At 70.0% G+C, this 21,974-nt stretch carries 26 protein-coding genes; 14 read left to right on the forward strand and 12 right to left on the reverse strand.

Going from position 1 to position 21,974, the window contains the following annotated elements:
* Positions 1-83 precede the first annotated feature (83 nt).
* Positions 84-1,073: a ribosome small subunit-dependent GTPase A gene (rsgA, locus tag ABGB19_RS00200; RefSeq protein WP_347682784.1), complete on the reverse strand. Its 990-nt coding sequence runs from the start codon at positions 1,071-1,073 to the stop codon at positions 84-86.
* Positions 1,070-2,341 carry a 3-phosphoshikimate 1-carboxyvinyltransferase gene (gene aroA, locus ABGB19_RS00205; RefSeq protein WP_347684634.1) on the reverse strand — a complete coding sequence of 424 codons (1,272 nt, stop codon included), beginning with the start codon at positions 2,339-2,341 and terminating at the stop codon, positions 1,070-1,072. Before aroA ends, rsgA begins: the two co-directional genes overlap by 4 nt.
* Before the next feature lie 96 nt (positions 2,342-2,437).
* On the opposite strand from aroA, the gene ABGB19_RS00210 reads away from it, so the two are divergent.
* The 7 genes from ABGB19_RS00210 (at position 2,438) to ABGB19_RS00240 (ending at position 7,633) form a co-directional block, all read left to right on the forward strand.
* Complete coding sequence (locus tag ABGB19_RS00210; protein WP_347684636.1) at positions 2,438-3,193, forward strand: SOS response-associated peptidase; 756 nt, start codon at positions 2,438-2,440, stop codon at positions 3,191-3,193.
* Positions 3,190-4,722, forward strand: a complete 1,533-nt coding sequence (locus ABGB19_RS00215) for a methyltransferase (protein WP_347682786.1) — start codon at positions 3,190-3,192, stop codon at positions 4,720-4,722. The genes ABGB19_RS00210 and ABGB19_RS00215 overlap by 4 nt, the downstream gene beginning before the upstream one ends.
* A gap of 53 nt (positions 4,723-4,775) precedes the next feature.
* Complete coding sequence (locus tag ABGB19_RS00220; protein WP_347682788.1) at positions 4,776-5,363, forward strand: helix-turn-helix domain-containing protein; 588 nt, start codon at positions 4,776-4,778, stop codon at positions 5,361-5,363.
* Complete coding sequence (locus ABGB19_RS00225) at positions 5,360-6,196, forward strand: enoyl-CoA hydratase/isomerase family protein (RefSeq protein ID WP_347682791.1); 837 nt, start codon at positions 5,360-5,362, stop codon at positions 6,194-6,196. The genes ABGB19_RS00220 and ABGB19_RS00225 overlap by 4 nt, the downstream gene beginning before the upstream one ends.
* A 110-nt stretch (positions 6,197-6,306) precedes the next feature.
* On the forward strand, positions 6,307-6,528 hold the full coding sequence (locus tag ABGB19_RS00230; RefSeq protein ID WP_347682793.1) for a hypothetical protein: 222 nt from the start codon (positions 6,307-6,309) through the stop codon (positions 6,526-6,528).
* The gene (locus ABGB19_RS00235) at positions 6,525-7,388 is read left to right on the forward strand and encodes an oxygenase MpaB family protein (RefSeq protein ID WP_347682795.1); all 864 of its coding nucleotides are present in this window, start codon (positions 6,525-6,527) and stop codon (positions 7,386-7,388) included. The genes ABGB19_RS00230 and ABGB19_RS00235 overlap by 4 nt, the downstream gene beginning before the upstream one ends.
* A 44-nt stretch (positions 7,389-7,432) precedes the next feature.
* Positions 7,433-7,633, forward strand: coding sequence for a hypothetical protein (locus tag ABGB19_RS00240; RefSeq protein WP_347682797.1), 201 nt, complete (start codon positions 7,433-7,435; stop codon positions 7,631-7,633).
* A 4-nt stretch (positions 7,634-7,637) separates the two neighbouring features.
* Here the strand turns inward: ABGB19_RS00240 and ABGB19_RS00245 are convergent, their stop codons facing one another.
* Both ABGB19_RS00245 and ABGB19_RS00250 read right to left on the reverse strand, forming a co-directional pair.
* Positions 7,638-8,486, reverse strand: a complete 849-nt coding sequence (locus ABGB19_RS00245) for an NAD(P)-dependent oxidoreductase (RefSeq protein ID WP_347682799.1) — start codon at positions 8,484-8,486, stop codon at positions 7,638-7,640.
* Between the two features lie 37 nt (positions 8,487-8,523).
* Complete coding sequence (locus ABGB19_RS00250) at positions 8,524-9,015, reverse strand: aminoacyl-tRNA deacylase (RefSeq protein WP_347682801.1); 492 nt, start codon at positions 9,013-9,015, stop codon at positions 8,524-8,526.
* Positions 9,016-9,239: 224 nt separating this feature from the next.
* On the opposite strand from ABGB19_RS00250, the gene ABGB19_RS00255 reads away from it, so the two are divergent.
* The 4 genes from ABGB19_RS00255 (at position 9,240) to ABGB19_RS00270 (ending at position 12,195) form a co-directional block, all read left to right on the forward strand.
* Positions 9,240-9,881 carry a sigma-70 family RNA polymerase sigma factor gene (locus ABGB19_RS00255; protein WP_347682803.1) on the forward strand — a complete coding sequence of 214 codons (642 nt, stop codon included), beginning with the start codon at positions 9,240-9,242 and terminating at the stop codon, positions 9,879-9,881.
* Positions 9,878-10,189 (forward strand): mycothiol system anti-sigma-R factor, encoded by a 312-nt coding sequence (gene rsrA / locus ABGB19_RS00260; RefSeq protein ID WP_347682805.1) that lies wholly within the window; start codon positions 9,878-9,880, stop codon positions 10,187-10,189. The genes ABGB19_RS00255 and rsrA overlap by 4 nt, the downstream gene beginning before the upstream one ends.
* A gap of 261 nt (positions 10,190-10,450) precedes the next feature.
* Entirely contained in the window at positions 10,451-10,666 is a 216-nt protein-coding gene (locus tag ABGB19_RS00265; RefSeq protein WP_347682807.1) for a biotin/lipoyl-binding carrier protein, read from the forward strand.
* 41 nt (positions 10,667-10,707) lie between these two features.
* On the forward strand, positions 10,708-12,195 hold the full coding sequence (locus ABGB19_RS00270) for a histidine kinase N-terminal domain-containing protein (protein ID WP_347682809.1): 1,488 nt from the start codon (positions 10,708-10,710) through the stop codon (positions 12,193-12,195).
* A 242-nt stretch (positions 12,196-12,437) separates the two neighbouring features.
* Here the strand turns inward: ABGB19_RS00270 and whiB1 are convergent, their stop codons facing one another.
* Complete coding sequence (gene whiB1, locus ABGB19_RS00275) at positions 12,438-12,692, reverse strand: transcriptional regulator WhiB1 (protein ID WP_059165613.1); 255 nt, start codon at positions 12,690-12,692, stop codon at positions 12,438-12,440.
* Between the two features lie 250 nt (positions 12,693-12,942).
* On the reverse strand, positions 12,943-13,905 hold the full coding sequence (locus tag ABGB19_RS00280) for a diacylglycerol kinase family protein (RefSeq protein ID WP_347682812.1): 963 nt from the start codon (positions 13,903-13,905) through the stop codon (positions 12,943-12,945).
* Positions 13,906-13,955: 50 nt separating this feature from the next.
* On the opposite strand from ABGB19_RS00280, the gene ABGB19_RS00285 reads away from it, so the two are divergent.
* A complete protein-coding gene (locus tag ABGB19_RS00285; protein WP_347682814.1) occupies positions 13,956-14,381 on the forward strand; it encodes a hypothetical protein in 426 nt (141 codons plus the stop codon).
* On the opposite strand, the gene ABGB19_RS00290 is transcribed toward ABGB19_RS00285, so the two are convergent.
* The 3 genes from ABGB19_RS00290 to ABGB19_RS00300 are packed head-to-tail and all read right to left on the reverse strand — an operon-like array spanning position 14,333 to position 16,514.
* Positions 14,333-14,815, reverse strand: coding sequence for a GNAT family N-acetyltransferase (locus tag ABGB19_RS00290; RefSeq protein ID WP_347682816.1), 483 nt, complete (start codon positions 14,813-14,815; stop codon positions 14,333-14,335). The two genes, ABGB19_RS00285 and ABGB19_RS00290, sit on opposite strands and share 49 nt — an antisense overlap.
* Positions 14,812-15,906, reverse strand: coding sequence for an isochorismate synthase (locus ABGB19_RS00295; RefSeq protein WP_347682818.1), 1,095 nt, complete (start codon positions 15,904-15,906; stop codon positions 14,812-14,814). The genes ABGB19_RS00290 and ABGB19_RS00295 overlap by 4 nt, the downstream gene beginning before the upstream one ends.
* The gene (locus ABGB19_RS00300; protein WP_347682820.1) at positions 15,903-16,514 is read right to left on the reverse strand and encodes an acid phosphatase; all 612 of its coding nucleotides are present in this window, start codon (positions 16,512-16,514) and stop codon (positions 15,903-15,905) included. The genes ABGB19_RS00295 and ABGB19_RS00300 overlap by 4 nt, the downstream gene beginning before the upstream one ends.
* 51 nt (positions 16,515-16,565) lie before the next feature.
* Between ABGB19_RS00300 and ABGB19_RS00305 the strand changes: the two genes are divergently transcribed.
* Complete coding sequence (locus ABGB19_RS00305) at positions 16,566-17,369, forward strand: ParA family protein (RefSeq protein WP_347682822.1); 804 nt, start codon at positions 16,566-16,568, stop codon at positions 17,367-17,369.
* Positions 17,370-17,437: 68 nt separating this feature from the next.
* On the opposite strand, the gene ABGB19_RS00310 is transcribed toward ABGB19_RS00305, so the two are convergent.
* The gene (locus ABGB19_RS00310) at positions 17,438-18,649 is read right to left on the reverse strand and encodes a hypothetical protein (protein WP_347682824.1); all 1,212 of its coding nucleotides are present in this window, start codon (positions 18,647-18,649) and stop codon (positions 17,438-17,440) included.
* A gap of 17 nt (positions 18,650-18,666) precedes the next feature.
* Positions 18,667-20,118, reverse strand: a complete 1,452-nt coding sequence (locus ABGB19_RS00315; RefSeq protein WP_347682826.1) for a DEAD/DEAH box helicase — start codon at positions 20,116-20,118, stop codon at positions 18,667-18,669.
* A gap of 246 nt (positions 20,119-20,364) precedes the next feature.
* Between ABGB19_RS00315 and ABGB19_RS00320 the strand changes: the two genes are divergently transcribed.
* A complete protein-coding gene (locus ABGB19_RS00320) occupies positions 20,365-21,060 on the forward strand; it encodes a ferritin-like fold-containing protein (RefSeq protein ID WP_347682828.1) in 696 nt (231 codons plus the stop codon).
* Between the two features lie 16 nt (positions 21,061-21,076).
* On the opposite strand, the gene ABGB19_RS00325 is transcribed toward ABGB19_RS00320, so the two are convergent.
* Positions 21,077-21,820, reverse strand: coding sequence for a hypothetical protein (locus tag ABGB19_RS00325; protein WP_347682830.1), 744 nt, complete (start codon positions 21,818-21,820; stop codon positions 21,077-21,079).
* Between the last annotated feature and the right edge of the window lie 154 nt (positions 21,821-21,974).

The following is a 21,974-nucleotide window of genomic DNA, read 5'->3' on the forward strand; positions in this document are numbered from 1 at the left end:
CCGCGTACGCCGTGGCGGTCAACCACCGCAACGCGGCACCTGTCACACAAACACTGAACGCACGCTCGGGCGAGAAAAAAGTGCTAGTAGGCTGCCGAGTCCCGCAGCGTGGACAACAGTCGTCGTGCGGCGGCGGCGCGGTTGGCAGCCGGGCCGGTCAGCGTGTCGAGCGCGCACTCCGGGTCGGCGGGCGGGCCCAGATGCCCGCAGCCTCGCGGACAGTCCTTGATCGCTTCGGCCAGATCCGAGAACGCCAGCATCACGTCGTCGGGTTCGATGTGCGCCAGCCCGAACGACCGGATCCCGGGGGTGTCGATCACCCAACCGCCCAGGCGAAGCGGCAAGGCCACCGACTGCGTCGACGTGTGCCTGCCCTTGCCGACGTCGGTGACCTCGCCGGTCGCGCGATCAGCCTGCGGCACAAGCCGATTCACCAGCGTCGACTTGCCGACGCCGGAATGGCCGAGCAGCACCGTCACCCGGTCGGCCAGCAGGGGGGCGACGGCGTCGAGCGGATCGTCGCGGCCGGCGGTGGTGACGGTCAGGTCGAGGTCGGCGAACTGCGCGGCGAACGACTCGGCCGGCGCAAGGTCGGTCTTCGTCAGGCACAGGATCGGAGTGAGCCCGCCCGCGTAGGCGGCGATGAGCGCGCGTTCGACGAGCCCGGTGCGCGGCGGCGGATCGGCCAGCGCGACCACGATCAACAGCTGGTCGGCGTTGGCGACGACGACACGCTCGGTGGGATCGGTGTCATCGGCGGTGCGGCGCAACACGGTTCGGCGCTCACCGCGCCGCACGATGCGGGCCAGGGTGTCGGGCCTTCCGGACAGATCGCCGACGATGCCGACGTCGTCGCCGACGACGATCGGGGTGCGGCCCAACTCCCGGGCGCGCATCGCGGTGACGCGGTGGTCGGGATCACGGCCCAGCGCGCAGCCCCACCGGCCACGGTCGACGGAGACCACCATGGCTTCCTGCGCGTCGGCGTGCTCGGGTCTGGTCTTCGTCCGCGGCCGCGAGCCCCGGCCGGGCCGGACCCGGACATCGGACTCGTCGTACTCGCGAGGGCTCAAGTATTCGCCTCGAGGTCGGCGGACTGTCCGGCCAGCATGCCGGTCCACAGTTGCGGGAAGTCGGGCAGCGTCTTGGCGGTGGTCTCGATGTCGGCCACCTCGACGCCGGACACCCGCAGGCCCACGATCGCCCCTGCGGTGGCCATCCGATGGTCGGCGTAGGACCGCCACAACCCGCCGTGCAGCGGCTGCGCGGTGATCACCAGGCCGTCGGCCGTCTCCTCGCACTGCCCGCCGAGGCCGTTGATCTCGGCGGAAAGTGCGGCGAGCCGGTCGGTTTCGTGGCCCCGCAGATGCGCGATACCCGACAGACGCGACACCGAACCGATGGTGGCCAGCGCGGCCAACGCCGCCACCGCGGGCGTCAGCTCGCCGACCTCGTGCAGGTCGACGTCGAGACCGTCGTACGCCGTGGCTCCCTGCACCTCGAGATACGAATCGCCACGTCGCACATGCGATCCGAGCTTCTTGAGAATCCTGACGATCTCATCGGCCGGTTGCGTGCTGGTCCGCGGCCAGCCGGTCAGCCGCACCACCCCGCCACTGACTACCGCCGCCGCCAGGAACGGCACGGCGTTGGACAGGTCCGGTTCGATGTCCCAGTGCCGGGCGGCGACGGATCCCGGTGCCACGCGCCATCTGTTGGGCTCGGCGTCGTCGACGTCGACCCCGGCGTCGCGCATCATCGCGACCGTCATCGCGACGTGCGGTGCCGACGGCACCGGCTCGCCGGTGTGCACGATGGTCAGCCCGTCGGTGAAGGCGGCTCCCGACAGCAGCAGACCCGAGACGAACTGCGACGAAGCCGACGCGTCGATCTCCACCGTCCCGCCTGCCACCTTGCCCGCGCCGCGCACCACGAAGGGCAGCGCGTCGCCGTCGATGTCCACGCCGAGCCCGCGCAGCGCGGCGAGCAGCGGTGCGATCGGCCGGGCACGGGCCTGCTCGTCGCCGTCGAAGGTGACCGCCGCGGTGCCCAACGCCGCGATGGGCGGAACGAACCGCAGCACGGTGCCCGCCAGCCCGCAGTCGATGTGGGCGCCGTCGCGCGGGGCGATCGCCCCGCTCACGCTCAGTTCGTCACCGCTGCCGTCGACCGTCACACCCAGCGCCTGCAGCGCGCCGATCATCAGGTCGGTGTCGCGGCTGCGCAGCGCGCCGCTGATCGTCGAACCCCCGGCCGTGGTGGCCAGCGCCGCCAGCACGAGCGCGCGGTTGGTCTGCGATTTGGAGCCCGGCACGGCGACCGTCGCATGCACGGGACTCATCGTCGACGGCGCAGGCCAGCCTGCCTGCTCTCCGGGTCCGGGCGCACTCACGCTCCCCATCCTGCCTTGTCGGCTCAGCGTGCCACCATGGGATTCATGTGTGGACGATTCGCGGTGACCACCGATCCGGCGCTGCTGGCCGAGAAGATCAAGGCGATCGACGAAAGCACAGCGGCCGCGAAAGGGGAGGACGTCAGGGCGAATTACAACGTCGCCCCGACCACCTCCGTCAGCACCGTCGTCAAGCGCCACACCGAGCCCGACGACCAGTCCACTCGACGGGTCCGGTCGATGCGCTGGGGCCTGGTGCCTCCGTGGGCCAAGACCACCGACGACGGTGCGCCGGACACCAAGGGGCCGCTGCTGATCAACGCGCGGTCGGACAAGCTGACCACCTCGCCGGTGTTCCGCAACTCGGCCAAGAACAAGCGCTGCCTGGTGCCGATGGACGGCTGGTACGAGTGGCGCGGGCAGAAGGGCGACAAGACGCCCTTCTTCATGTACGCCGGCGACGGTGAGCCGCTGTTCATGGCGGGGCTGTGGTCGACATGGCGGCCCAAGGCCGCTCCGAAAGGCGCGGCGCCCCTGCTCAGTTGCACGATCATCACCACCGACGCCGCCGGCCCGCTCGCCGAGATCCACGACCGGATGCCGCTGACCGTCAGCGAGCGCGACTGGGACCGCTGGCTGGACCCCGACGCGCCGATCGACGAGGGCCTGCTGCGGGGCCCCGGCGACCTCGACCGCATCGAGATCCGCGAGGTGTCACGCCTGGTGAACAGCGTGCGCAACAACGGGCCCGAGCTGATCGAGCCGGTGAAGCCGGAGCCTCGACAGGGTTCGCTGCTTTGACGGCACCCCCGGGATCGCCCGGGCCGCTGCACTCGGTCGCCGTCGTCGACGCGTTGGCCGCCGACTTGCAGTCGGCGGGGTACACCACCGACGGTGTGGCTGCGCTGCTCGGCGCGCACGCCGATGCGGCGTTCGGCCGCGGGGTGTGGTGGCCGGCGTTGCGGGTGACCGAGCGCGCCTTGGCCGCCACCGATCGGCAACGCCTGGCCTCGCTCGTGCGGCTGTTGCTGCTCGGCGCCGACGAACCCGCTGAGCGGGTGGCCGCGGCGCTGCCCACCGCCGACGTCGACGCCCTGGTGGCCAACGGCGTCGTCGAGCCGGCCGCGGCAGGCACGCTGCGCGCCGCTCTCGACATCCGGCCGCACAGCGACGGTCAGCGCGACTTCCTGGTGGTGTCCGATCTGGACGCCGCGCTGCGCGCCGGGCCGGTGCGACGCGACCACGTGCTCGGGATCGGCGGCGCGTCGGTGTCGCTGGCGCGGGCGGTGGTCCGCACGCCCGTCGAGCGTGCGCTCGACCTGGGCACCGGCTGCGGTATCCAGTCCCTGCACCTGGACCGACACTGCGCCCACATCGTCGCCACCGACACCAACGAGCGGGCGCTCGCGCTGGCCGCGGCGACGGCGCGGCTCAACGGTATGTCGTGGGACCTGCGCGGCGGCAGCCTGTTCGAGCCGGTTGCCGGTGAGCGGTTCGACCTCATCGTGTCCAACCCGCCGTTCGTGGTGGGTGCGGGCGAGCGCGAGTACGTCTATCGGGATTCCGGCGTGGCGGGAGACGGCCTGTGCGCGGAACTGATCCGGCACTGCGGCGAGCACCTGCTTCCCGGCGGCACCGCGCAGATCATGGCGAACTGGATCGTGCGCGACGGGCAGGACTGGCGCGACCGCGTGCGCGGTTGGCTGGCCGACACCGGCCTGCACGCCTGGGTGGTCCAGCGCGAACTCGCCGATCCGGTGAGCTACGTGGCGTTGTGGACGTCGGATGCCGGCGAGCCGCCAGAGGAGGCGGCGCGGCGCGGCGGACAGTGGCTGGACTGGTTCGCCGGCGAGAACATCGCCGCCGTCGGGATGGGCCTGATCGCACTGCGCGCCCCCCGGCCCGGCGAGCACCGCCCGCCCGAACATGTGCTGGAGGAGATCACCGGTGCCGACGAGGCGCCCACCGGGCCGGAGGTCGAGGCCTTCTTCGCCCGCCGGGAGTTCCTGCACCACACCGCCGATGAGCAACTGCTGGCGGCGCGGTTGTCGACCGCGCCGCTGTTCCTCGAGGAGCAGTCGCTGCCCGGCGGGGACGGATGGCAGGTGGTCGGCGCGGCGGTGCGCCGCCCCGGAGGGCCGGGCGCCGTCATCGGTGTCGACGAGGTGGGGCGGGCGTTGCTGGCCGGCTGCCGGGGCGAAGTGCCGCTCGGCACGTTGATCGAACTGCTGGCCGCCGTACACGGGGTCGACGCCGACGCCCTGGCGACGGCGGCGCTGCCGCTGGTGCGTGACGCGATCGGGCGCGGCATCCTCTACCAGGTGCGGTGACGAGCGTCGGCGACACCGACAGAGGATTCCTCGGTTGAAGTAGAGTGATCCTCGTGCCGTCGCGAGGTGGGAGTGCACGCAGCCGACTGCTGGAAGTCGCGCGGCGCCGGTTCGCGCTCGACGGTGCGCTGTCGGCCACGCTCGAGGAGGTGCGGCGCGAGGCGGGCGTCAGCGTCGGGGCGCTTTATCACCACTTCCCGGACAAGGTCTCGCTGGCCACCGCCGTCTATGCGCAGGTGCTGGGCGAGTACCAGGCGGGCTTCCTGGTAATGCTGCGCAAGCATGACACGGCCGAGGGCGGCATCCGCGGCGGTGTCGCCCACCACCTGCGCTGGGTGGCGGCTCACCGCGGCGAGGCGACGCTGCTGCTCGGTGCCCGACTGGACAGCGCGGAGTTGCGCCGGTCCAACGCCGCGTTCTTCGGCGCGGTCCGCGACTGGTGGCGTCCCCACCAGGCCTACGGGGTGCTTGCGCCGATGCGCCCCGGCATCACCGCCGCACTGTGGCTCGGCCCGGCGCAGGAGTATAGCCGCTACTGGGTCGGGTCGGCAGAGTCGAGGATGGCGCGCGGAGCGGTCGACACCTTCGCCGACGTCGCATGGAAAGCCCTGCGCAACAACGAAGTCGAGGAGAAATTATGACAACCGCAGACGACTCACTGTATCGGGCGATGGTCGCCACCGGCGACGACGCCGACGCGCCGCAGCGGGTACGGGTTGACCGTCGCGGCGACCGGGCGATCGTCACGCTGGACGAGCCCCAGCGGCTCAACGTGTTGTCCGCACCGCTGGTGCGTCAACTGCGCCGGGCGCTGACCGCCCTCGACGCCGACCCCGATGTGCGGGCGGTCGTCCTCACCGGCGCCGATCCCGGCTTCAGTGCCGGGGGCGACCTGCGGATGATGAGCGCGGCCGTCGACTCCCTGGGCGCGCCGGCCGGCACCGCCGACGTATGGCGTTGGATCCGCAGGGAATTCGGTGGGATCGCGCGTCTCGTCGCGGGTTCGGACACGGTGTTCGTGGCCGCGCTGAACGGCGCGGCGGCGGGCGTCGGCTTGGCCTGGGCGCTGACCTGCGACCTCGTCGTCGCCAGCGAGCGGGCGGTCATCGTGCCCGCGTTCGGGCGGCTGGGTCTGATCCCGGAGGTGGGCACCAGTTGGGCGCTGACCCGGCGGCTCGGGTACCAGGGGGCGCTCGCGTACTACCTGCGCGGTGAGCACATCGACGCCCGCGAGGCGCAGCGGCTCGGACTGGTGCAGGAGGTCGTCCCGCACGACCGGCTGCTGGCGGCGGCCGACGAATGGTGCTCGCGGGTCGCCGGGATGCCACCGCACGCCGTCGAGATGGCGAAGCCGCTGTTGCGCGCGGCCGCCGACGCCGACTGGGCCGACGCGCTGACGCTCGAGGAGTTCGCCGAACCGACGTGCTTCACCACCGGCGCATTCGCAGACAGCGTGCGAACAATGCTGAGGTGACTCGTTCACATCGTACGGTCACACTGTGCCGAGTCGGGCGAATCCGACCCGGCACAGCATGAATCACCATTAACATAGTGGGGCGGGTCAGCACGACAACGGGGTCAGGCATGCTCGCCACGCTGAGGAAGGTCATGAGCTTCGAGATGACTGTCGCCGAGTGGATCGGCACTGCGGTCATGCTCGCGGCGCCCTACCTCGTCGTCGGCGTGGCGTGGACCGCCCTGCACACCGGGCAACTCGAACCGAGGGGTGTTGCTCGAGTCGTCTCGATCCTCGGATCGATAGCGTGCTGGCCCGCCCTGCTCTTCTCGTCGGTGTGTGCGGCATGACGGCCGCGCCGTACCGGATCACCGTGCGCCATCGCACCGCGCGCTGGGACAGCGCGCCGGTCACCGCGGCCGAAGCCATGGACTTCTGGGCGTTCGCCGCGGGCGCCGCCAACGTCGTCATGCAGCTGTCGTGGCCGGAGGTCGGTTACGGCGTCGCCGAGAGCAAGGTCGATTCCGGGAACCTGCTCAAGCATCCGTGGAAACGGGCCAGGACGACGTTCCAGTACCTCGCGGTCGCGGTGCTCGGCACGCCGGAGGACCGCGCGGCGTTCCGGGCCGCCGTCGACACGGCGCACCGGCAGGTCAAGTCCACCCCTGATAGTCCGGTCCGCTACCACGCCTTCGACCGGGACCTGCAGATGTGGGTCGCCGCTTGCCTTTTCGTCGGGCTGGAGGACACCTACCAGTTGCTGCGCGGGGAGATGACCCCCGAGCAGGCCGAGCAGTTCTACCGCTCCGCGTGGCCGCTTGGCACCACGCTGCAGGTCACTGAGGACCAGTGGCCGCCGACGCGAGCGGCGTTCGACGAGTACTGGGCAACCGCCTGCGGACGCGTCTCGATCGACGACCTGGTGCGCGACTATCTGCTCGACCTCGTCAACCTGCGGATGATCAATCCGTTGCTGGCTTTGCCGTTTCGGCCGCTGCTGAAATTCCTCACCACCGGTTTCCTGGCCCCGGTGTTCCGCGACGCAATGGGCCTGCCGTGGAACGGGGCCAAGCAGTACCTGTTCGAATCCCTCTTCCTGACAGTCGCTTTCGTCAACAGGTTTCTCCCGGTGTTCATCCGCCAGGGCGGCAGTCACGCGCTTCTCGCCGACGTGCGTCGCCGTGTCCGCCGACAACGGGCGCTGGTGTGACGATGTTGCGCCGGATCCTGAGTCGTCGCGTGAGCGTCGAAACCATGCTCGAAATTCTCATGTGGCTGGCGATCCCGTACCTGGTCATCGGGTTGGCATGGGCGTTCTTCGACGCCGAGCAGGTGCAGGTGATCGACACCGCGCTGCGGACCCGGTTGCCTGCCGGATCGGACATCGGCGCCTTCGTGGCGACCGCGCTGAACTGGCCGGCCAGACTGTTCGGCATCGAACTCTGCGCGGCCTGAGCCCTCAGGGCCCGGTGTATCCCGGTGGGTTGGGGGTGTCCACCCACAGGTCGACGCCCAGCTCGGCGCCGGGCACGCAGTTGTAGACCGACAGGTCGGTGACACCCGACTCGAGCAGCACGTCCTCGCAGAGCAGCGACCGGCCGGTGTACTCGCGGGCCGGCTTGTTGAGGACCGCATAGGCCGCGTCGGCGTAGACGTCGGGCTTGCGGGCGCGGCCCATCGCCTCGTCGCCGCCGAGCAGGTTCTGCACCGCCGCGGTCGCCACCAGGGTGCGCGGCCACAGCGTGTTGGACGCCACGCCTTCGTTACGCAGTTCCTCGGCGATGGCCAATGCACACAACGACATTCCGTACTTGGCCATCATGTAGGCGGTCGGCTTGAGCCATTCCGGTTCCAGGCGCACCGGCGGGGACAGCGTCAGGACGTGCGGGTTCTCGCGGCCCACCATGTGCGGGATGCACGCCTGCGACACCGCGTATGTGCCGCGCACCTGGATCCCGTTCATCAGGTCGAAGCGCTTCAGCGGCACCTCGGTGATGGAGCCGAGGTTGATCGCCGAGGCGTTGTTCACGCAGATGTCGATGCCGCCGAACTGCTCGACCGTCTTGGCCACCGCGTCGGCGACCGAGTCGCCGTCCCGGATGTCGCCGACGATCGGCAGCGCCTGCCCGCCGGCCTCCTCGAGCTCCTTGGCCGCGGTGTAGACGGTGCCGGGTAGCTTCGGGTGCGGCTCAGCGGTCTTGGCGATCAGTGCGATGTTCGCGCCGTCGGCCGCGGCGCGCTTGGCGATCGCCAGGCCGATACCGCGGCTGGCGCCAGAGATGAACATGGTCTTCCCGGAAAGCGACATGAGCCCACCCTAGTGGGGTCACTTCGCCGCGCCCCCATCATGCGCGGATGTCGGCGGTGACGGCGTTGGTCAGCCGGATGAGGTCCTGCGGGGGCACGGCGACGTCCCAGCCCCGCTTGCCCGCGCTGCACAGCACGCGGTCCCACTGGAGCGCGGACGCATCGACCACGGTCGGCAGCGGCCTGCGCTGACCGAGCGGGGAGATTCCGCCGACCACGTAGCCCGTCGAGCGTTCGGCCGCCCCGCGATCGGCCATGGTGGCTTTCGCCACACCCAGCACCGCCGCGGCCGCCTTCAGCGACAGCTTGGCCGGCACCGGGAGCACGGCGACACCCAGCCGTCCTGCGGGCAGCGCGATCACCAGCGTCTTGAACACCTGGGCGGCCTCGACTCCCTGCACCCTCACCAGTTCGTCGACCGCCTCGTCGCCGAACGAGTCGGCGCGGGGGTCATGGCGGTATTGCAGCACCTCGTGGGGAACGCCGGCGGAGAGGAGGGCGGCGACGGCCGGAGTCGCTGCGCGCGCCACCCGGACAGCCTAGTGCGGGAACAACGCCGCCCCGCAACGCTGTTATTGACGGTGGTTCTGGTCGTCCGCGAACGGCGGCATCGTCGAACCGTTGTCGGTCTCAGCCTCTAGGATTGCGCGAAGGGGGTCAGGTGCCAGCGCTGGCCATGGACGTTCCAGTACGTCCGGTAATACTGCCGGACCTGTTTGGTGGCGCCGCGACAGAAGGGACGGTGTGCCCCACGATGACCGACTCCGACGGGTCGGCGCCCGAGCCTGCCGACCGGCAGGAGACCGACGCCGAGCTGACAGCCCGGTTCGAGCGCGATGCGATTCCGCTGCTCGACCAGTTGTACGGCGGCGCGCTGCGCATGACCCGCAACCCCGCCGACGCCGAGGACCTGCTGCAGGAAACCATGGTGAAGGCCTACGCCGGCTTCCGGTCGTTCCGCGAGGGCACCAACCTCAAGGCCTGGCTGTACCGCATCCTGACCAACACCTACATCAACAGCTACCGCAAGAAACAGCGTCAGCCGTCGGAGTACCCGACCGATGAGATCACCGACTGGCAGCTGGCGGCCAACGCCGAGCACTCCTCGACGGGGCTGCGCTCCGCCGAGGTCGAGGCGCTGGAGTCACTGCCCGACAGCGAGATCAAGGAAGCGCTGCAGGCCCTGCCGGAGGACTTCCGGATGGCGGTCTACTACGCCGACGTCGAGGGTTTCCCCTATAAGGAGATCGCCGAGATCATGGACACGCCGATCGGTACGGTGATGTCCCGGTTACACCGGGGCAGGCGCCAGCTTCGCGAACTGCTGGCCGACGTGGCCCGCGATCGCGGATTCATGAGGGGCCAGCAGAACACGCCCGAGGAGGTGACGTCATGAGCGACGACTCTCCGTCGTCCGACGAGCGCTGGACCCCGCCGCTCGGTCCGGTCGACCCCGAGCACCCCGAATGCGCCGCGGTGATCGCCGAGGTGTGGACGCTCCTGGACGGCGAATGCACACCCGAAACCCGCGACAAGCTCCGCCATCACCTCGAGGAATGCCCGGCCTGCCTGCGCTATTACGGCGTCGAGGAGCGGGTCAAGACCCTCATCGCGCGCAAGTGCGGGGGCGAGAAGGCGCCCGACAGCCTGCGTGAACGGCTGCGGATCGAGATCAGCCGCACCACGATCATTCGGCGCGGCTAGCGCGCGCCGGCCATCATCCGGCGGCGGCTAGCGAACCGACTTCGAGCCGGCGTTCGGCCGCTTGCCGTGGTTGGCCTTGGAGTGCTTGCGGTCGCGCTTCTTGCGGCCACGCTTGGCCATGGTTGTACCTCCGGTTGTTTCTGGCTTTTCTCGGCCCGCATCCCGCGGGCGCGTCTGGTCCATTCTCGCATGGCCCGGCGACAGCACCGCCGGGCCGGTGGTGTGGTTCGATAGAACCCGTCAGCAGCGAAAGGGGTGAAGATGGCAGAGGACGTTCGCGCCGAGATCGTGGCCAGTGTGCTCGAGGTCGTCGTCAACGAGGGCGACCAGATCGGTGAGGGCGACACCCTGGTGCTGCTGGAGTCGATGAAGATGGAAATCCCGGTGCTGGCCGAGGTGGGCGGCACCATCAGCAAGGTGAGCGTGTCCGTCGGCGACGTCATTCAGGCCGGTGACCTCATCGCGGTGATCAGCTGACCGCGAGCCGGTCGTTGACGCGCTGCCGGAAGTAATCCCCGATGTCGACCCTCGGTGACCTGCTCGCCGAGCACACTGTGCTGCCCGGCAACGCGGTCGACCATCTGCACGCCGTGGTGGGGGAGTGGCAGCTGCTCGCGGACCTGTCGTTCGCCGACTACCTGATGTGGGTGCGTCGCGACGACGGCGCGTTCGTCTGCGTCGCACAGGTTCGGCCGAACACGGCCCCGACGGTGCTGCTGGCCGACGCCGTCAGCACCCTGGCCGCCGCCGACGCCATGCCGGTGGTCGCGACCGCATTCGAGACAGGGTCGATCGGTGTGGGATCGGGTGCCGGACAACAGGTTTCGCCGGGGCTCAACGTCGAGGCCGTACCCGTTCGGTACAAGGACGAGGTCGTCGCGGTGCTCACGCATCAGACCGCCCTGGCGTCGCGGAAGGTCAGCCCACTGGAGGCCGCCTATCTCGACTGCGCGGGCGATCTGCTGCACATGCTCTCCGAAGGCACCTTCCCCAATGTCGGCGACCTGGCGATGTCGCGGTCCAGTCCGCGCGTCGGCGACGGCTTCATCCGCCTCGACGGGGCCGGGGTGGTCACCTTCGCCAGTCCCAACGCGATCTCGGCCTATCACCGCATGGGCCTGGCCGCCGAACTGGAGGGCCACAACCTCGTCAGCGTGACGCGACCGCTGATCGGCGATCCGTTCGAGGCGCAGGAACTGGCCAATCACGTGCGTGACTCGCTCGGTGGCGGGTCGAGCATGCGCATGGAGGTCGAGGCGGGCGGCGCAGCGGTACTGCTGCGCACGCTGCCCCTCGAGGTGCACGGAAAGGCGGTCGGCGCCGCGATGCTGATCCGCGATGTCACCGAGGTCAAGCGCCGCGACCGCGCGCTGCTGTCCAAGGACGCGACGATCCGCGAGATCCACCACCGGGTGAAGAACAACCTGCAGACCGTGGCGGCGCTGCTGCGCCTGCAGGCCCGGCGCACCAACAACGCCGAAGGGCGCGAGGCGTTGATGGAGTCGGTGCGGCGGGTGTCGTCGATCGCGTTGGTGCACGACGCGCTGTCGATGTCGGTCGACGAGGAGGTCAACCTCGACGAAGTGGTCGACCGGATTCTGCCCATCATGAATGACGTTGCGACCGTTGACAGTCCGATCCGCATCAACCGGGTCGGCGACCTCGGCGTGCTCGATGCCGACCGGGCCACCGCGCTGATCATGGTGATCACCGAACTGGTGCAGAACGCGATCGAGCACGCTTTCGACGCGTCCACCCGACAGGGTTGCGTGACGATCCGCGCCGAGCGGTCGGCGCGCTGGCTCGACGTCGTCGTGCACGACGACGGACGCGGCCTGCCCGAGGGTTTCAGCCTGGAGAAGTCCGACCACCTCGGCCTGCAGATCGTCCGCACACTGGTGTCGGCGGAACTCGACGGCTCGCTGGGCATGCACGAGGTGCCCACCGGTGGCACCGACGTGGTGCTGCGGGTGCCGATCGGCCGCCGCGGCCGAGCCGCGCAGTGACGAGGGCGGCCGAGCCGCGCAGTGACGAGGGCGGCCGAGCCGCGCAGTGACGAGGGCGGCCGAGCCGCGCAGTGACGAGGGCGGCCGAGCCGCGCAGTGACGAGGGCGGCCGAGCCGCGCAGTAGCCGGCCCGCTATTGCGCAATATGACCGTTACCGTCGCTAATTGGCCAATTTGAATTTGCAGAAAGTTACGGCCCCGACTTTCGTCGGGGCCGTAAACGATTCGGGAGCGGTGGCGGGCTAGACCCCGGTGCGGGCCTTGGTCCTGGCATTGCGCCGCTTGAGCGCGCGACGCTCGTCCTCGCTCATGCCACCCCACACGCCCGCATCCTGTCCGGACTCCAATGCCCAGGTGAGGCACTCCGTGGTGACCGGGCAGCGGTTGCAGACGAGCTTCGCGTCAGCGATCTGAGCAAGCGCCGGCCCGCTGTTTCCCACCGGGAAGAACAGCTCCGGATCCTCGTCGCGACAGACCGCCTTGTGGCGCCAATCCATAAGATCAAACTCCTCGTCAGATATATCTCGTGTGCGCAGCAGAGCGCACGAGCTTTTCTTCGGCTGTTAACGCGTGCACGTTGAATGTTTCTGCACTGTTGCTTCGATGCTTTCACAGGCTGGACAGATGTCAATACTCGCGAGTTAACAAGTGCGCAATCTCACTAGCTGGGTGCGTTAGCGGATCACTCACCCGTGTGTACTACACTCGATCCAGCTGCGCCCATAACCGCGGGGCCGGCCCCTTTCATTACAGGTCAGAGCCCTTTTTCGCCGGCGGTGCGACCACCCCCAACGCGTCCGGAACCGCGGTGAACATCATCGAGTCGCGCTTGCCCACATAGTCGCCGTCGATCTGGCACGCCACCGGCGTGTCGCTCGTCACCTCCAGCCACGGCAGGTCGTCCTCGCGGATCAGATGCTTGGCCTCGAGGCGCGGCTTCTTCGACAGCATCCGTCGCACCAGGCCGAGGTTGGCCCAGACGTTCATGCTGGTGGTGGCGAAGACCCCCAGGCCCGTCTCGAACGTCGTCGTCGGGTTCGTCCACACCGGCCTGGCGTTGGCGTAGGTCCAGGGGCTGGCGTTCGACACGAACGCGAAGTGGACGCCGCCGACGGGTTCGCGGTCGGGCAGGTGCAGCGTCAGCGACGGCTCCTTGCGGGCGCTGGCCAGCACCTCACGGATGGCCACGCGGATGTAGCGGGACGCGGTCACCTTGCGGCCCCTGGCGCGCTGGGCCTCGACGGCGGCCACCACGTCGCCGTCCACGCCCATCCCGGCGGTGAACACCCCCCACCGTTCGCCGCAGTCCATCAGCCCGATTCGCCGCCAGGCCTTGCTCCTGCGGTGCTCCGAGAGCAGGTCGACAAGCTGGTTGGTGGCCTCGGTGGGATCGGGGCTGATGCCGAGCGCGCGGGCGAACACGTTGGCCGAACCGCCCGGCACCACGCCGACGGCGGGCGCCGCGCCGCCGGGACCACCGACCTCGAGAATGCCGTTGACCACTTCGTTGACCGTGCCGTCGCCGCCGTGCACGATCACCACCTCCACGCCCTCGCGGGTGGCGTCGCGGGCGATCTCGATGGCGTGTCCGCGATGGTCGGTGTGTGCGACGGTCAGCTTGACCCGGCTCTCCAGCGCATGGGCCAGCAGGTCGCGGCCGGCCGGGGTCGTCGACGTCGCATTGGGGTTCACGATCAGCACGGCGCGCACAGAGGATGACCCTATCTAACGGGGCAGGCCCGACCTCTACGCTCGAGGTCGTGACCGTTCCCTCGCCGACCACCGTGCGGCAAGCCGCTGTCCTGGTCGCGCTCGAGGGTGCGGCCGGGCTGATCGCCGCCGTGGTCTACGTCATCAGTGGTCTCGGCGGGACCGACGAACCCGGGCTCAACAAGTTCGGCACCGCGGGCTGGTTCGTGATCATCGGGGGCGGCGTGCTGGCCGCGGCCTGGGCGCTGTGGACGGGGCGGCGCTGGGGCCGCGGTATCGCGGTGTTCGCCCAACTCCTGCTGCTTCCGGTGTCCTATTACGTCGCCGTCGGATCGCACCAGTGGGCGTACGGCATCCCCATCGCGGCGATCGCCATCGCCACACTGGCCATGCTGTTCAGTCGGTCGGCGGTGGAATGGGTTGGCGCTCAGGACCCTTCGGCCAGTAGCGACAAGTCCGGGCCCGACACCCGGTAGGTGATCCAGTCGGTCTGGGGCCTACCGCCGACGGCGTCGTAAAGGCCGATCGCGTTGACATTCCAGTCGAGCACCGCCCACGACAGGCGGGTGTAGCCGTTGTCGACGCATTCGCGCGCCAGGGTGGACAGGAGCTTGCGACCCAGGCCTCGTCTGCGGAACTGCGGGCGCACGAAGAGGTCTTCGAGGTAGATGCCCGCCACGCCGTCCCACGTGGAAAAGTTGCGGAACCACAGCGCACCGGCGGCGGCGTGGCCGTCGACCTCGACCAGATGGCCCTGCACGGTCGCCGGGTCTGCGAACAGCGCCCGGCGCAACTGCTCCTCGGTGACCGTGCACTCGTCGGCGGCGCGTTCGAACTCGGCGAGTTCGTGGATCATCGCGGTCAACTCGGTCTCGTCGCCGGGCCGCACGCGGCGGATCACCTCGCTCACGGCTCGACTCCGAGGGCGTTGAGGATCGTGGCGAATTTCGTTGTGGTCTCGACGACTTCGTCGTCCGGATCCGACTCGGCGACGATGCCGCCGCCCGAATACGCCTCCGCGGTACGGCGATCCGCCGACAGCTGCGCGCATCGGATGGACACCACCCAGCGGCCGTCGCCGCGCTGATCACACCAGCCGACGGCGCCGGCATAGAAGCCGCGATCGCCCTCGAGCCTGCCGATCAGCTCGGTGGCCTGCGTCGTGGGGACACCGCCCACCGCGGGTGTGGGATGCAGCGCCAGGGCGAGATCCAATGCGGTCGTTGACCGTTCGCGCAGCCGTCCGGTGATCGGGGTGGACAGATGCCAGACGGCGTCGGTCTTGCGCAGCTGCGGTTCGCGCGCGATGTCGAGCTCGGCGCACAGCGGTGCCAGCACCTCGCGGATCACGTCGACGACCAGTTGGTGCTCGTGGCGGTTCTTGGCCGACGCGGCCAGCGCGGCGCCGCTCGCCTCGTCGGCGTCGGGGTCGGGCAGCCGCGGCGCCGAGCCGGCGAACGGCGAGCACATCACCTGCTCGCCGCGGCGGGCCACCAACAGTTCCGGGCTCGCGCCCAACAGCACCGTTCCCGAGTAGCCGCCCCCGGCCGCGGCGAGGTCGACGAGATAGCCGTTGGTGCCCGGGTCGGCGGCGAGCAGCCGGTGCAGGACGGTGCGCGCGTCCAATGGCCCGTCGGCGGCCAGCCGCAACGCCCGCGCCAGCACCACCTTGTGCAGTCCGCTCGCGGGGTCGCGCAGTGTCTTCAGGGCGGCGGATATCCGCGCACGGTGTTCGTCGGGCTCGGGTCGCGTCTCGGCGATGTGCACCGACGGCAGCATCCGCAGCGGCCACTCCGGCAGGACGTCGAGGAACTGCACCGTCTGCGGCCGGATCAGCGCGGCGGGTCTGGACAGGTCGAACGGCAAGGCGCCCACCACGATCGGCGCGCTGTGCGAGGCGAGCGCCGCGCGCGCGTCGGCGATGCTGGCGAACGCGGTGTGCACGCCGTCGGCGACGACGGCGCCGCGGGCGGCCAGCACGAAGGACGGTTCGCGGGTCACCGGGGCTTACACGGATCCTGGTGGCCGGTCAGGCCCTGGGCGATGATCTGGCGGACGGCGTGCTCGAAGCCGAGTACGGCGATCGACGCGGGCGCCATCGCGAAGCGGATGCCGCTGCGCACCGGCAACTCGACCCAGCGGGCGATCACCGAGCGGGAGAAGTGCGCGTGGCCGACGAACACGACATCACGCGACGCCATGTGCTGCAGCGCCAGCTCGACGGCGCCGTCGGCGCGTTCGGTGACCGCCGCGACGCTCTCCCCGCCCTGGGCACCGTGCGTCCAGATCAGCCAGTCCGGAACCGTCTGGCGGATCTCGGGCGTGGTCAGGCCCTCGTAGGCGCCGTAGTCCCACTCCTGCAGCAGCGGCGACACCTCGTCGAGGGTCAGCCCGGCCAGTTCGGCCGTGTGCCGGGCGCGCCGCAGCGGGCTGCTCATCACCAGCGGGTTGTCGAGCTCGAGTTCGGCGAGCGCCTCGGCGGCCATCTTGGCCCGCTGCTCACCGGTTTCGGTGAGCTCGAGGTCGGTGTGGCTCGTGTGCCGACCGCTCTTGGACCACTCCGTCTCGCCGTGACGAAGCAGGACCAGGCGGTGCCGCAGGAGGCTCACGATGACTGATTCTGCCGCACGTCCCGTCATCGCGTTCCGGCCCGTGCAACCATGAACACCGTGACGCGGGTACTTGTGGTCGCCAATCAAAAGGGTGGGGTGGCCAAGACGACGACGGTGGCGTCGCTGGGGGCGGCCATACAGGAGACGGGCAAGCGGGTCCTGGTGGTGGACCTCGACCCGCAGGGGTCGCTGACCTTCTCGCTGGGGCACGACCCCGACAAGCTGCCGGTGTCGATCCACGAGGTGCTGCTGGGCGAGGTCGAACCCGACGTCGCGCTGCTCGACACGCCCGAGGGGATGACGCTGCTGCCGGCCAACATCGACCTGGCCGGTGCCGAGGCGATGCTGCTGATGCGGGCCGGGCGCGAGTACGCGCTCAAGCGCGCGCTGGGCAAGATCGGCACCGAGTACGACGTGGTGATCGTCGACTGCCCGCCGTCGCTCGGGGTGCTCACCCTCAACGGGCTGACCGCGGCCGACGACGTGATCGTGCCCCTGCAATGCGAGACGCTGGCGCACCGCGGCGTCGGGCAGTTCCTGCGCACCATCACCGACGTGCAGCAGATCACCAACGCCGAGCTGCAGCTGCTCGGCGCCCTGCCGACGCTGTACGACTCGCGCACCACGCACAGCCGCGACGTGCTGCTCGACGTCGCCGACCGCTACGACCTACCGGTGCTGGCACCGCCGATCCCGCGCACGGTGCGCTTCGCCGAGGCGAGCGCCTCGGGCGCGTCGGTGCTGTCCAGCCGCAAGAACAAGGGCGCGCTGGCCTACCGGGAGTTGGCGACCGCGCTGCTCAAGCACTGGAAGAACGGCAAGGCGCTGCCGACGTTCACCCCGGAGATCTAACCGCCGAGCGGCCACTTGTCGCTCGGTTCTCGCCGGCAGGGGGTCGCGCAACCGGCCACTCACGGCGCTCAGCCCAGCGCGACCACGTCGCCGCCGCGCTGTTCGAGCAGCGTCGTCCCCGCGACGGCGGGCACCACGGGCCCGGAGGTCGGCAGCCGGCCCAGCGGGATGTGACTCTCGCCGCGCCCGGTCTGCGGGTCGAACACGTCGTAGCCGTCGGTGACGGGCACCAGCAGGCGACCGGCCATGATCGTCGCCGGTCCGAGCGGGGCGTTGCGACCGGCCGGGGTGACCGTGTACTTGTACCGTAAACCGTTGGCGGAGAACACCATTACGCTGTCACCGGTCCACCAGGTGATCAGGTCGCCCGCGCGCGACACGGTCGCCTGCGGCGAGGGCGGCTTGGCCAGCGCGGTGCTGGCGATCGTCGCGCCGGTCTCGTCGACGACATTGAGGGCCGGCTTTGGGGTCGGCACGTAGACGGCGGTGGTGGTGTCGGCGACGGCCACCACCCGCGCCCCGGAGTCGTCCGCCACGCCGGGCTGCGGCACGTACTTCAGTTCCGGGGTGTCCTCCTCGTCGGAGGGCCGCAGCAGCGTCAGCCGCAGGTCGCGCTCCCGCGGGCAGGCCTCCAGCACCGAAACCGCCTCCGAACTCGCGGCCGTCGACACCAGCCGGCACAGCGGCGTCACCGGCGTTCCGGGCTTGAGGGGCGCGTCCAATGCGCCGTAGCTGAGCATCCGGACCATGTCCGAGCGCCAGAGCTCCAGCCGGTTCTCACCGGCCGACAGCACCGTGGTGCCGTCCGAGGACAGCGCCACCTCGGCGTCGGCATACGACGTGCGCGCCGAACCGCGCTTACCGGTCTTGGCGTCGATGGTGCTGACCTGACCGCATCCGCGCGCGTCGGGGTACACCGCGACCGCGTACTGGTAGACCCAGCTGACCCCGCACAGGTCGAGGTCACGCGAATAGCTCCACAGCGTGTCGCCGGTCGCGGGGTCGCGGCCGGCGACCGCGCGGCCGTCGCCGGTCACCACCGCGCCTCCGACGACCAGCGGCAGCGTCGTCTTGGCACTCGGCGCGGTCCACAGCTGCCGCAGCGACCCGGGCACCGACCCGGCGGTGCTGAGGTTGGGAACCGGCGCCGCCGCCCGCCTGCTGTTCGTCGCCCGCGCGTCGCTGGTCCACCAGATCAGCGCGGCGGCCACCGCCACCACCGCGGCGATCGCCACGGCCGCGACCACGTCGTTACGGGTGCGGCGTTCGGGTCTGACCATCGGGCGGCGGGCGCCTGTCAGCCGGCGCTGGCGGCGGTCTTGCGCGGGCGACGGCGACGCTTGCGCCGCGCAGGCTGCTCACCGTCGGCGGACTCCGGCGCGGCGGTGGCGGTCTGCTCGTCAGCCGTGTCCTCCGGGTGGCCGGTGCTCGGCTTGCCCGCGCGGGTGCGGCGCCGCGTGCGGGTGCGGGCCGGCCGCTCGGCCGACTTCTCCGCAGGGGCGCGCTTGGCCGCCGGCCGGGCGGGCTTGCCGACGGTGCCGGTGGCGTCGTCCGGGATGTTCAGTTCCGCGTACAGGTGCGGTGAGCTGGAGTACGTCTCCGCGGGGTCGGGGCAGGCCAGGCCCAGCGCCTTGTCGATCATCTCCCACTTGGCCAACTCGTCCCAGTCGACCAGCGTCACCGCGATGCCGGTCTTGCCTGCGCGCCCGGTGCGACCGATGCGGTGCACGTAGGCCTGCTCGTCCTCGGGGATCTGGTAGTTGATGACGTGGGTGATGTCGTCGATGTCGATGCCGCGTGCGGCCACGTCGGTGGCGACCAGCACGTCGATGTCACCGGTGCGGAACGACTTGAGCGCCTTCTCCCGGGCACCCTGACCGAGATCGCCGTGCACGGCGCCGACCCTGAACCCGCGCTCGGCGAGCTCGTCGGAGACCTTCTGGGCGGTGCGCTTGGTGCGGGTGAAGACCATCGTGGCGCCGCGGCCCTCGGCCTGCAGGATGCGGCTGACCATCTCGACCTTGTCCAGCGCGTGGGCCCGGTAGGCGAACTGCTCGGTGGTGTCGTGGGTGGCCGCCGAATGGGGGGCCTCGGCCCGGATGTGGGTGGGCTGGTTCATGAACGTGCGGGCCAGCGTGATGATCGGATCCGGCATCGTCGCCGAGAACAGCATCGCCTGCCGCTCATCGGGGATCTGGCGCAGGATGCGCTCGATGTCGGGCAGGAAGCCCAGGTCGAGCATCTCGTCGGCCTCGTCGAGCACCAGCATGGACAGCCCGCCGAGTTGCAGGTGGCCCTGCTGAGCCAGGTCCAGCAGCCGGCCGGGGGTCCCGACGACGACGTCGACGCCCTTCTGCAGTGCCTCGATCTGTCCCTCGTACGGGCGCCCGCCGTAGATGGAGGTCACCGTGAGCTTGCGGTCATCGACCCGAAGGTGCCTGGCCGCGGCGGCCAGATCACCGTAGACCTGCAGGCACAGCTCGCGGGTCGGCACGACGATCAGGGCCCGCGGGATGCCGGTCAGCGGGCGTTCGGCGTCGGTGGTGATGCGCTGCAACAGCGGCACACCGAAGGCCAGGGTCTTGCCCATGCCGGTGCGGGCCTGGCCGATGAGGTCGTCGCCGGCCAGGGCCAGCGGCATGGTGAGTTCTTGGATGGCGAACGGATGTTCCTTGCCGTCTTCGGCGAGCGCCCGCACGATCTCGTCGCGGACTCCGAGTTCGGCAAAGGTGGGATTTAGATGCGTCATACGCGGAGGAATAGCCTTTCGATTGTCGATCCTCATAGCGTCCACGCGCGCACGAGTTCGAACGAAACGATGGCCAGTAAAGACCTGAGCCCTGCACTGAGGTAGGCGGGCCGACTGCGTGCACGCACATTTCCTAGGCAGCTGGGAGGTAGCTTGACGCCGTCTCGGTGTCGCTGCCTTTGGCCATGATACCTGGTCGGGTTCGCCGAGCGGTCGACGCGCCGGGGGCCGTTTAGAGTTGGGCCCATGAACTCGAGGCCGCCCGCTGCGGAGCAGACCGATCCGGTGACGTCCGGCGTGTCGGCCGACCATCCCGGCGTCATCGAACTCTTCGCCCTGCTGGCCTACGGCGAGGTCGCCGCGTTCTACCGGCTCACCGACGAGGCGCGGATGGCGCCCAACCTGCGCGGCCGCATCAACATGGCCGCCATGGCGGCCGCCGAGATGAACCATTACGAGGTGCTGCGCGACGCCCTGGAACGACGCGGCGTCGACGTGGTGCCCACGATGACGAAGTACGCCTCGGCGCTGGAGAACTACCACCGGCTCACCACGCCCAGCACGTGGCTGGAGGCCCTCGTCAAGACCTACGTCGGCGACGCGCTGGCCGCCGACTTCTACCTGGAGATCGCCGACGCGCTGCCCGACGAGGTCGCCGCCGTGGTCCGCGCAGTGCTCGCCGAGACGGGGCACTCGCAGTTCGTCGTCGCCGAGGTGCAGGCCGCGGTGACCGCCAGCGACAAGCAGCGTCACCGCCTCGCGCTGTGGTCGCGTCGGCTGCTCGGGGAGGCGATCACGCAGGCCCAGTTCGTGCTCGCCGACCACGACGAACTCGTCGACCTGGTGATGGCCAGTGGTGAGGGCCTGACGCAGATGACCGAGTTCTTCGACCGCCTGCAGCGCACCCATGCCTCGCGCATGGAGGAACTCGGCCTAGCCTGATCGAGCTGCCTGACCGCTACTGCGTGCAGGTGGCGATCATCGAGTTGTTGTTCTGCGCGGTTATCAGCGTGCCCGCGGCGTCGGTGATGCTGCAGTTCAGCTGGCCGGCGACGCTGGTCGCGGTCACCGACTTCAGCTCGACGCCCGGGTCGAGCACGACGGTCTTGGCCCACGGCAGCGCGACGTTGACGTCGGTCTGCAGCGCACCCCGCTGGTCGGTGTAGATGACGGTCACCAGGTCGATCAGCTGCCGGTTGCCGGTCACCCGGTAGGTGATCGTGCGGGGTGAGGGGGCGGGCGGCGGCGGAGCCGCGGCCTGAGTCGGCGTGGGGGTCGGCTCGACGGTCGCTTCCGCCGTCGGGCTGACGGTGGTGACGGTTTCCGGCGGCAGCGCCGGGACGGCGGGCGCGGGCGTGGCCGCCGCGGGCGCAGATGTCGTGAGGGGCGCCGCCGACGTCGCGGACGCCTCCGACGTCGCGGTGGCCGACACCGATCCGCTGTCGCCGCCGCCGAGGATCACACCCGTCGTCCCGACCGCGATGAACAGGATGACGCCGGCGATCCCGGCGATCCACATCCAGCGGCGGTCGAGGCGCTCCTCGTCGTAGGCCTGCTGGTCGAAATCGCCGTACTCGTCGAGTTCCTGCGGGCCGTCGTAGTCGTAGTCGTACTCGTCGGCCGGCGCTTCCTCGGTGTAGGTGCGGATGCGTTCGGTGGGGGTCAGCGAATACGGTGAATGGGCGGTATAAGGCCTGTTCATAAGGATTTTCCCAAGTCGTGGAGAGCGCAGTAACCAATGCCGCGCCTGATGCTATCGAGGCAGAAGTGACAGGTGAGGTTCGATCGGTCGTGTGTCGGTCACGGTCCGGACTCGGTTCGGTCGCCGTTGGTAACCGACGATCGATCCAGCGCTC

The sequence above is a fragment of the Mycobacterium sp. B14F4 genome (genome assembly GCF_039871645.1).
Classification (GTDB): domain Bacteria; phylum Actinomycetota; class Actinomycetes; order Mycobacteriales; family Mycobacteriaceae; genus Mycobacterium.

What these genes read in the sequence shown, in the direction of transcription:
- aroA (WP_347684634.1), bottom strand. Translation starts at nt 2,341, where the DNA reads ATGAGTCCCGTGCATGCGACGGTCGCCGTGCCGGGCTCCAAATCGCAG.
- ABGB19_RS00210 (WP_347684636.1), top strand. Translation starts at nt 2,438, where the DNA reads ATGTGTGGACGATTCGCGGTGACCACCGATCCGGCGCTGCTGGCCGAG.
- ABGB19_RS00225 (WP_347682791.1), top strand. Translation starts at nt 5,360, where the DNA reads ATGACAACCGCAGACGACTCACTGTATCGGGCGATGGTCGCCACCGGC.
- ABGB19_RS00230 (WP_347682793.1), top strand. Translation starts at nt 6,307, where the DNA reads ATGCTCGCCACGCTGAGGAAGGTCATGAGCTTCGAGATGACTGTCGCC.
- ABGB19_RS00235 (WP_347682795.1), top strand. Translation starts at nt 6,525, where the DNA reads ATGACGGCCGCGCCGTACCGGATCACCGTGCGCCATCGCACCGCGCGC.
- ABGB19_RS00240 (WP_347682797.1), top strand. Translation starts at nt 7,433, where the DNA reads ATGCTCGAAATTCTCATGTGGCTGGCGATCCCGTACCTGGTCATCGGG.
- ABGB19_RS00245 (WP_347682799.1), bottom strand. Translation starts at nt 8,486, where the DNA reads ATGTCGCTTTCCGGGAAGACCATGTTCATCTCTGGCGCCAGCCGCGGT.
- ABGB19_RS00255 (WP_347682803.1), top strand. Translation starts at nt 9,240, where the DNA reads ATGACCGACTCCGACGGGTCGGCGCCCGAGCCTGCCGACCGGCAGGAG.
- rsrA (WP_347682805.1), top strand. Translation starts at nt 9,878, where the DNA reads ATGAGCGACGACTCTCCGTCGTCCGACGAGCGCTGGACCCCGCCGCTC.
- ABGB19_RS00265 (WP_347682807.1), top strand. Translation starts at nt 10,451, where the DNA reads ATGGCAGAGGACGTTCGCGCCGAGATCGTGGCCAGTGTGCTCGAGGTC.
- ABGB19_RS00270 (WP_347682809.1), top strand. Translation starts at nt 10,708, where the DNA reads ATGTCGACCCTCGGTGACCTGCTCGCCGAGCACACTGTGCTGCCCGGC.
- whiB1 (WP_059165613.1), bottom strand. Translation starts at nt 12,692, where the DNA reads ATGGATTGGCGCCACAAGGCGGTCTGTCGCGACGAGGATCCGGAGCTG.
- ABGB19_RS00305 (WP_347682822.1), top strand. Translation starts at nt 16,566, where the DNA reads ATGAACACCGTGACGCGGGTACTTGTGGTCGCCAATCAAAAGGGTGGG.
- ABGB19_RS00310 (WP_347682824.1), bottom strand. Translation starts at nt 18,649, where the DNA reads ATGGTCAGACCCGAACGCCGCACCCGTAACGACGTGGTCGCGGCCGTG.
- ABGB19_RS00315 (WP_347682826.1), bottom strand. Translation starts at nt 20,118, where the DNA reads ATGACGCATCTAAATCCCACCTTTGCCGAACTCGGAGTCCGCGACGAG.
- ABGB19_RS00320 (WP_347682828.1), top strand. Translation starts at nt 20,365, where the DNA reads ATGAACTCGAGGCCGCCCGCTGCGGAGCAGACCGATCCGGTGACGTCC.
- ABGB19_RS00325 (WP_347682830.1), bottom strand. Translation starts at nt 21,820, where the DNA reads ATGAACAGGCCTTATACCGCCCATTCACCGTATTCGCTGACCCCCACC.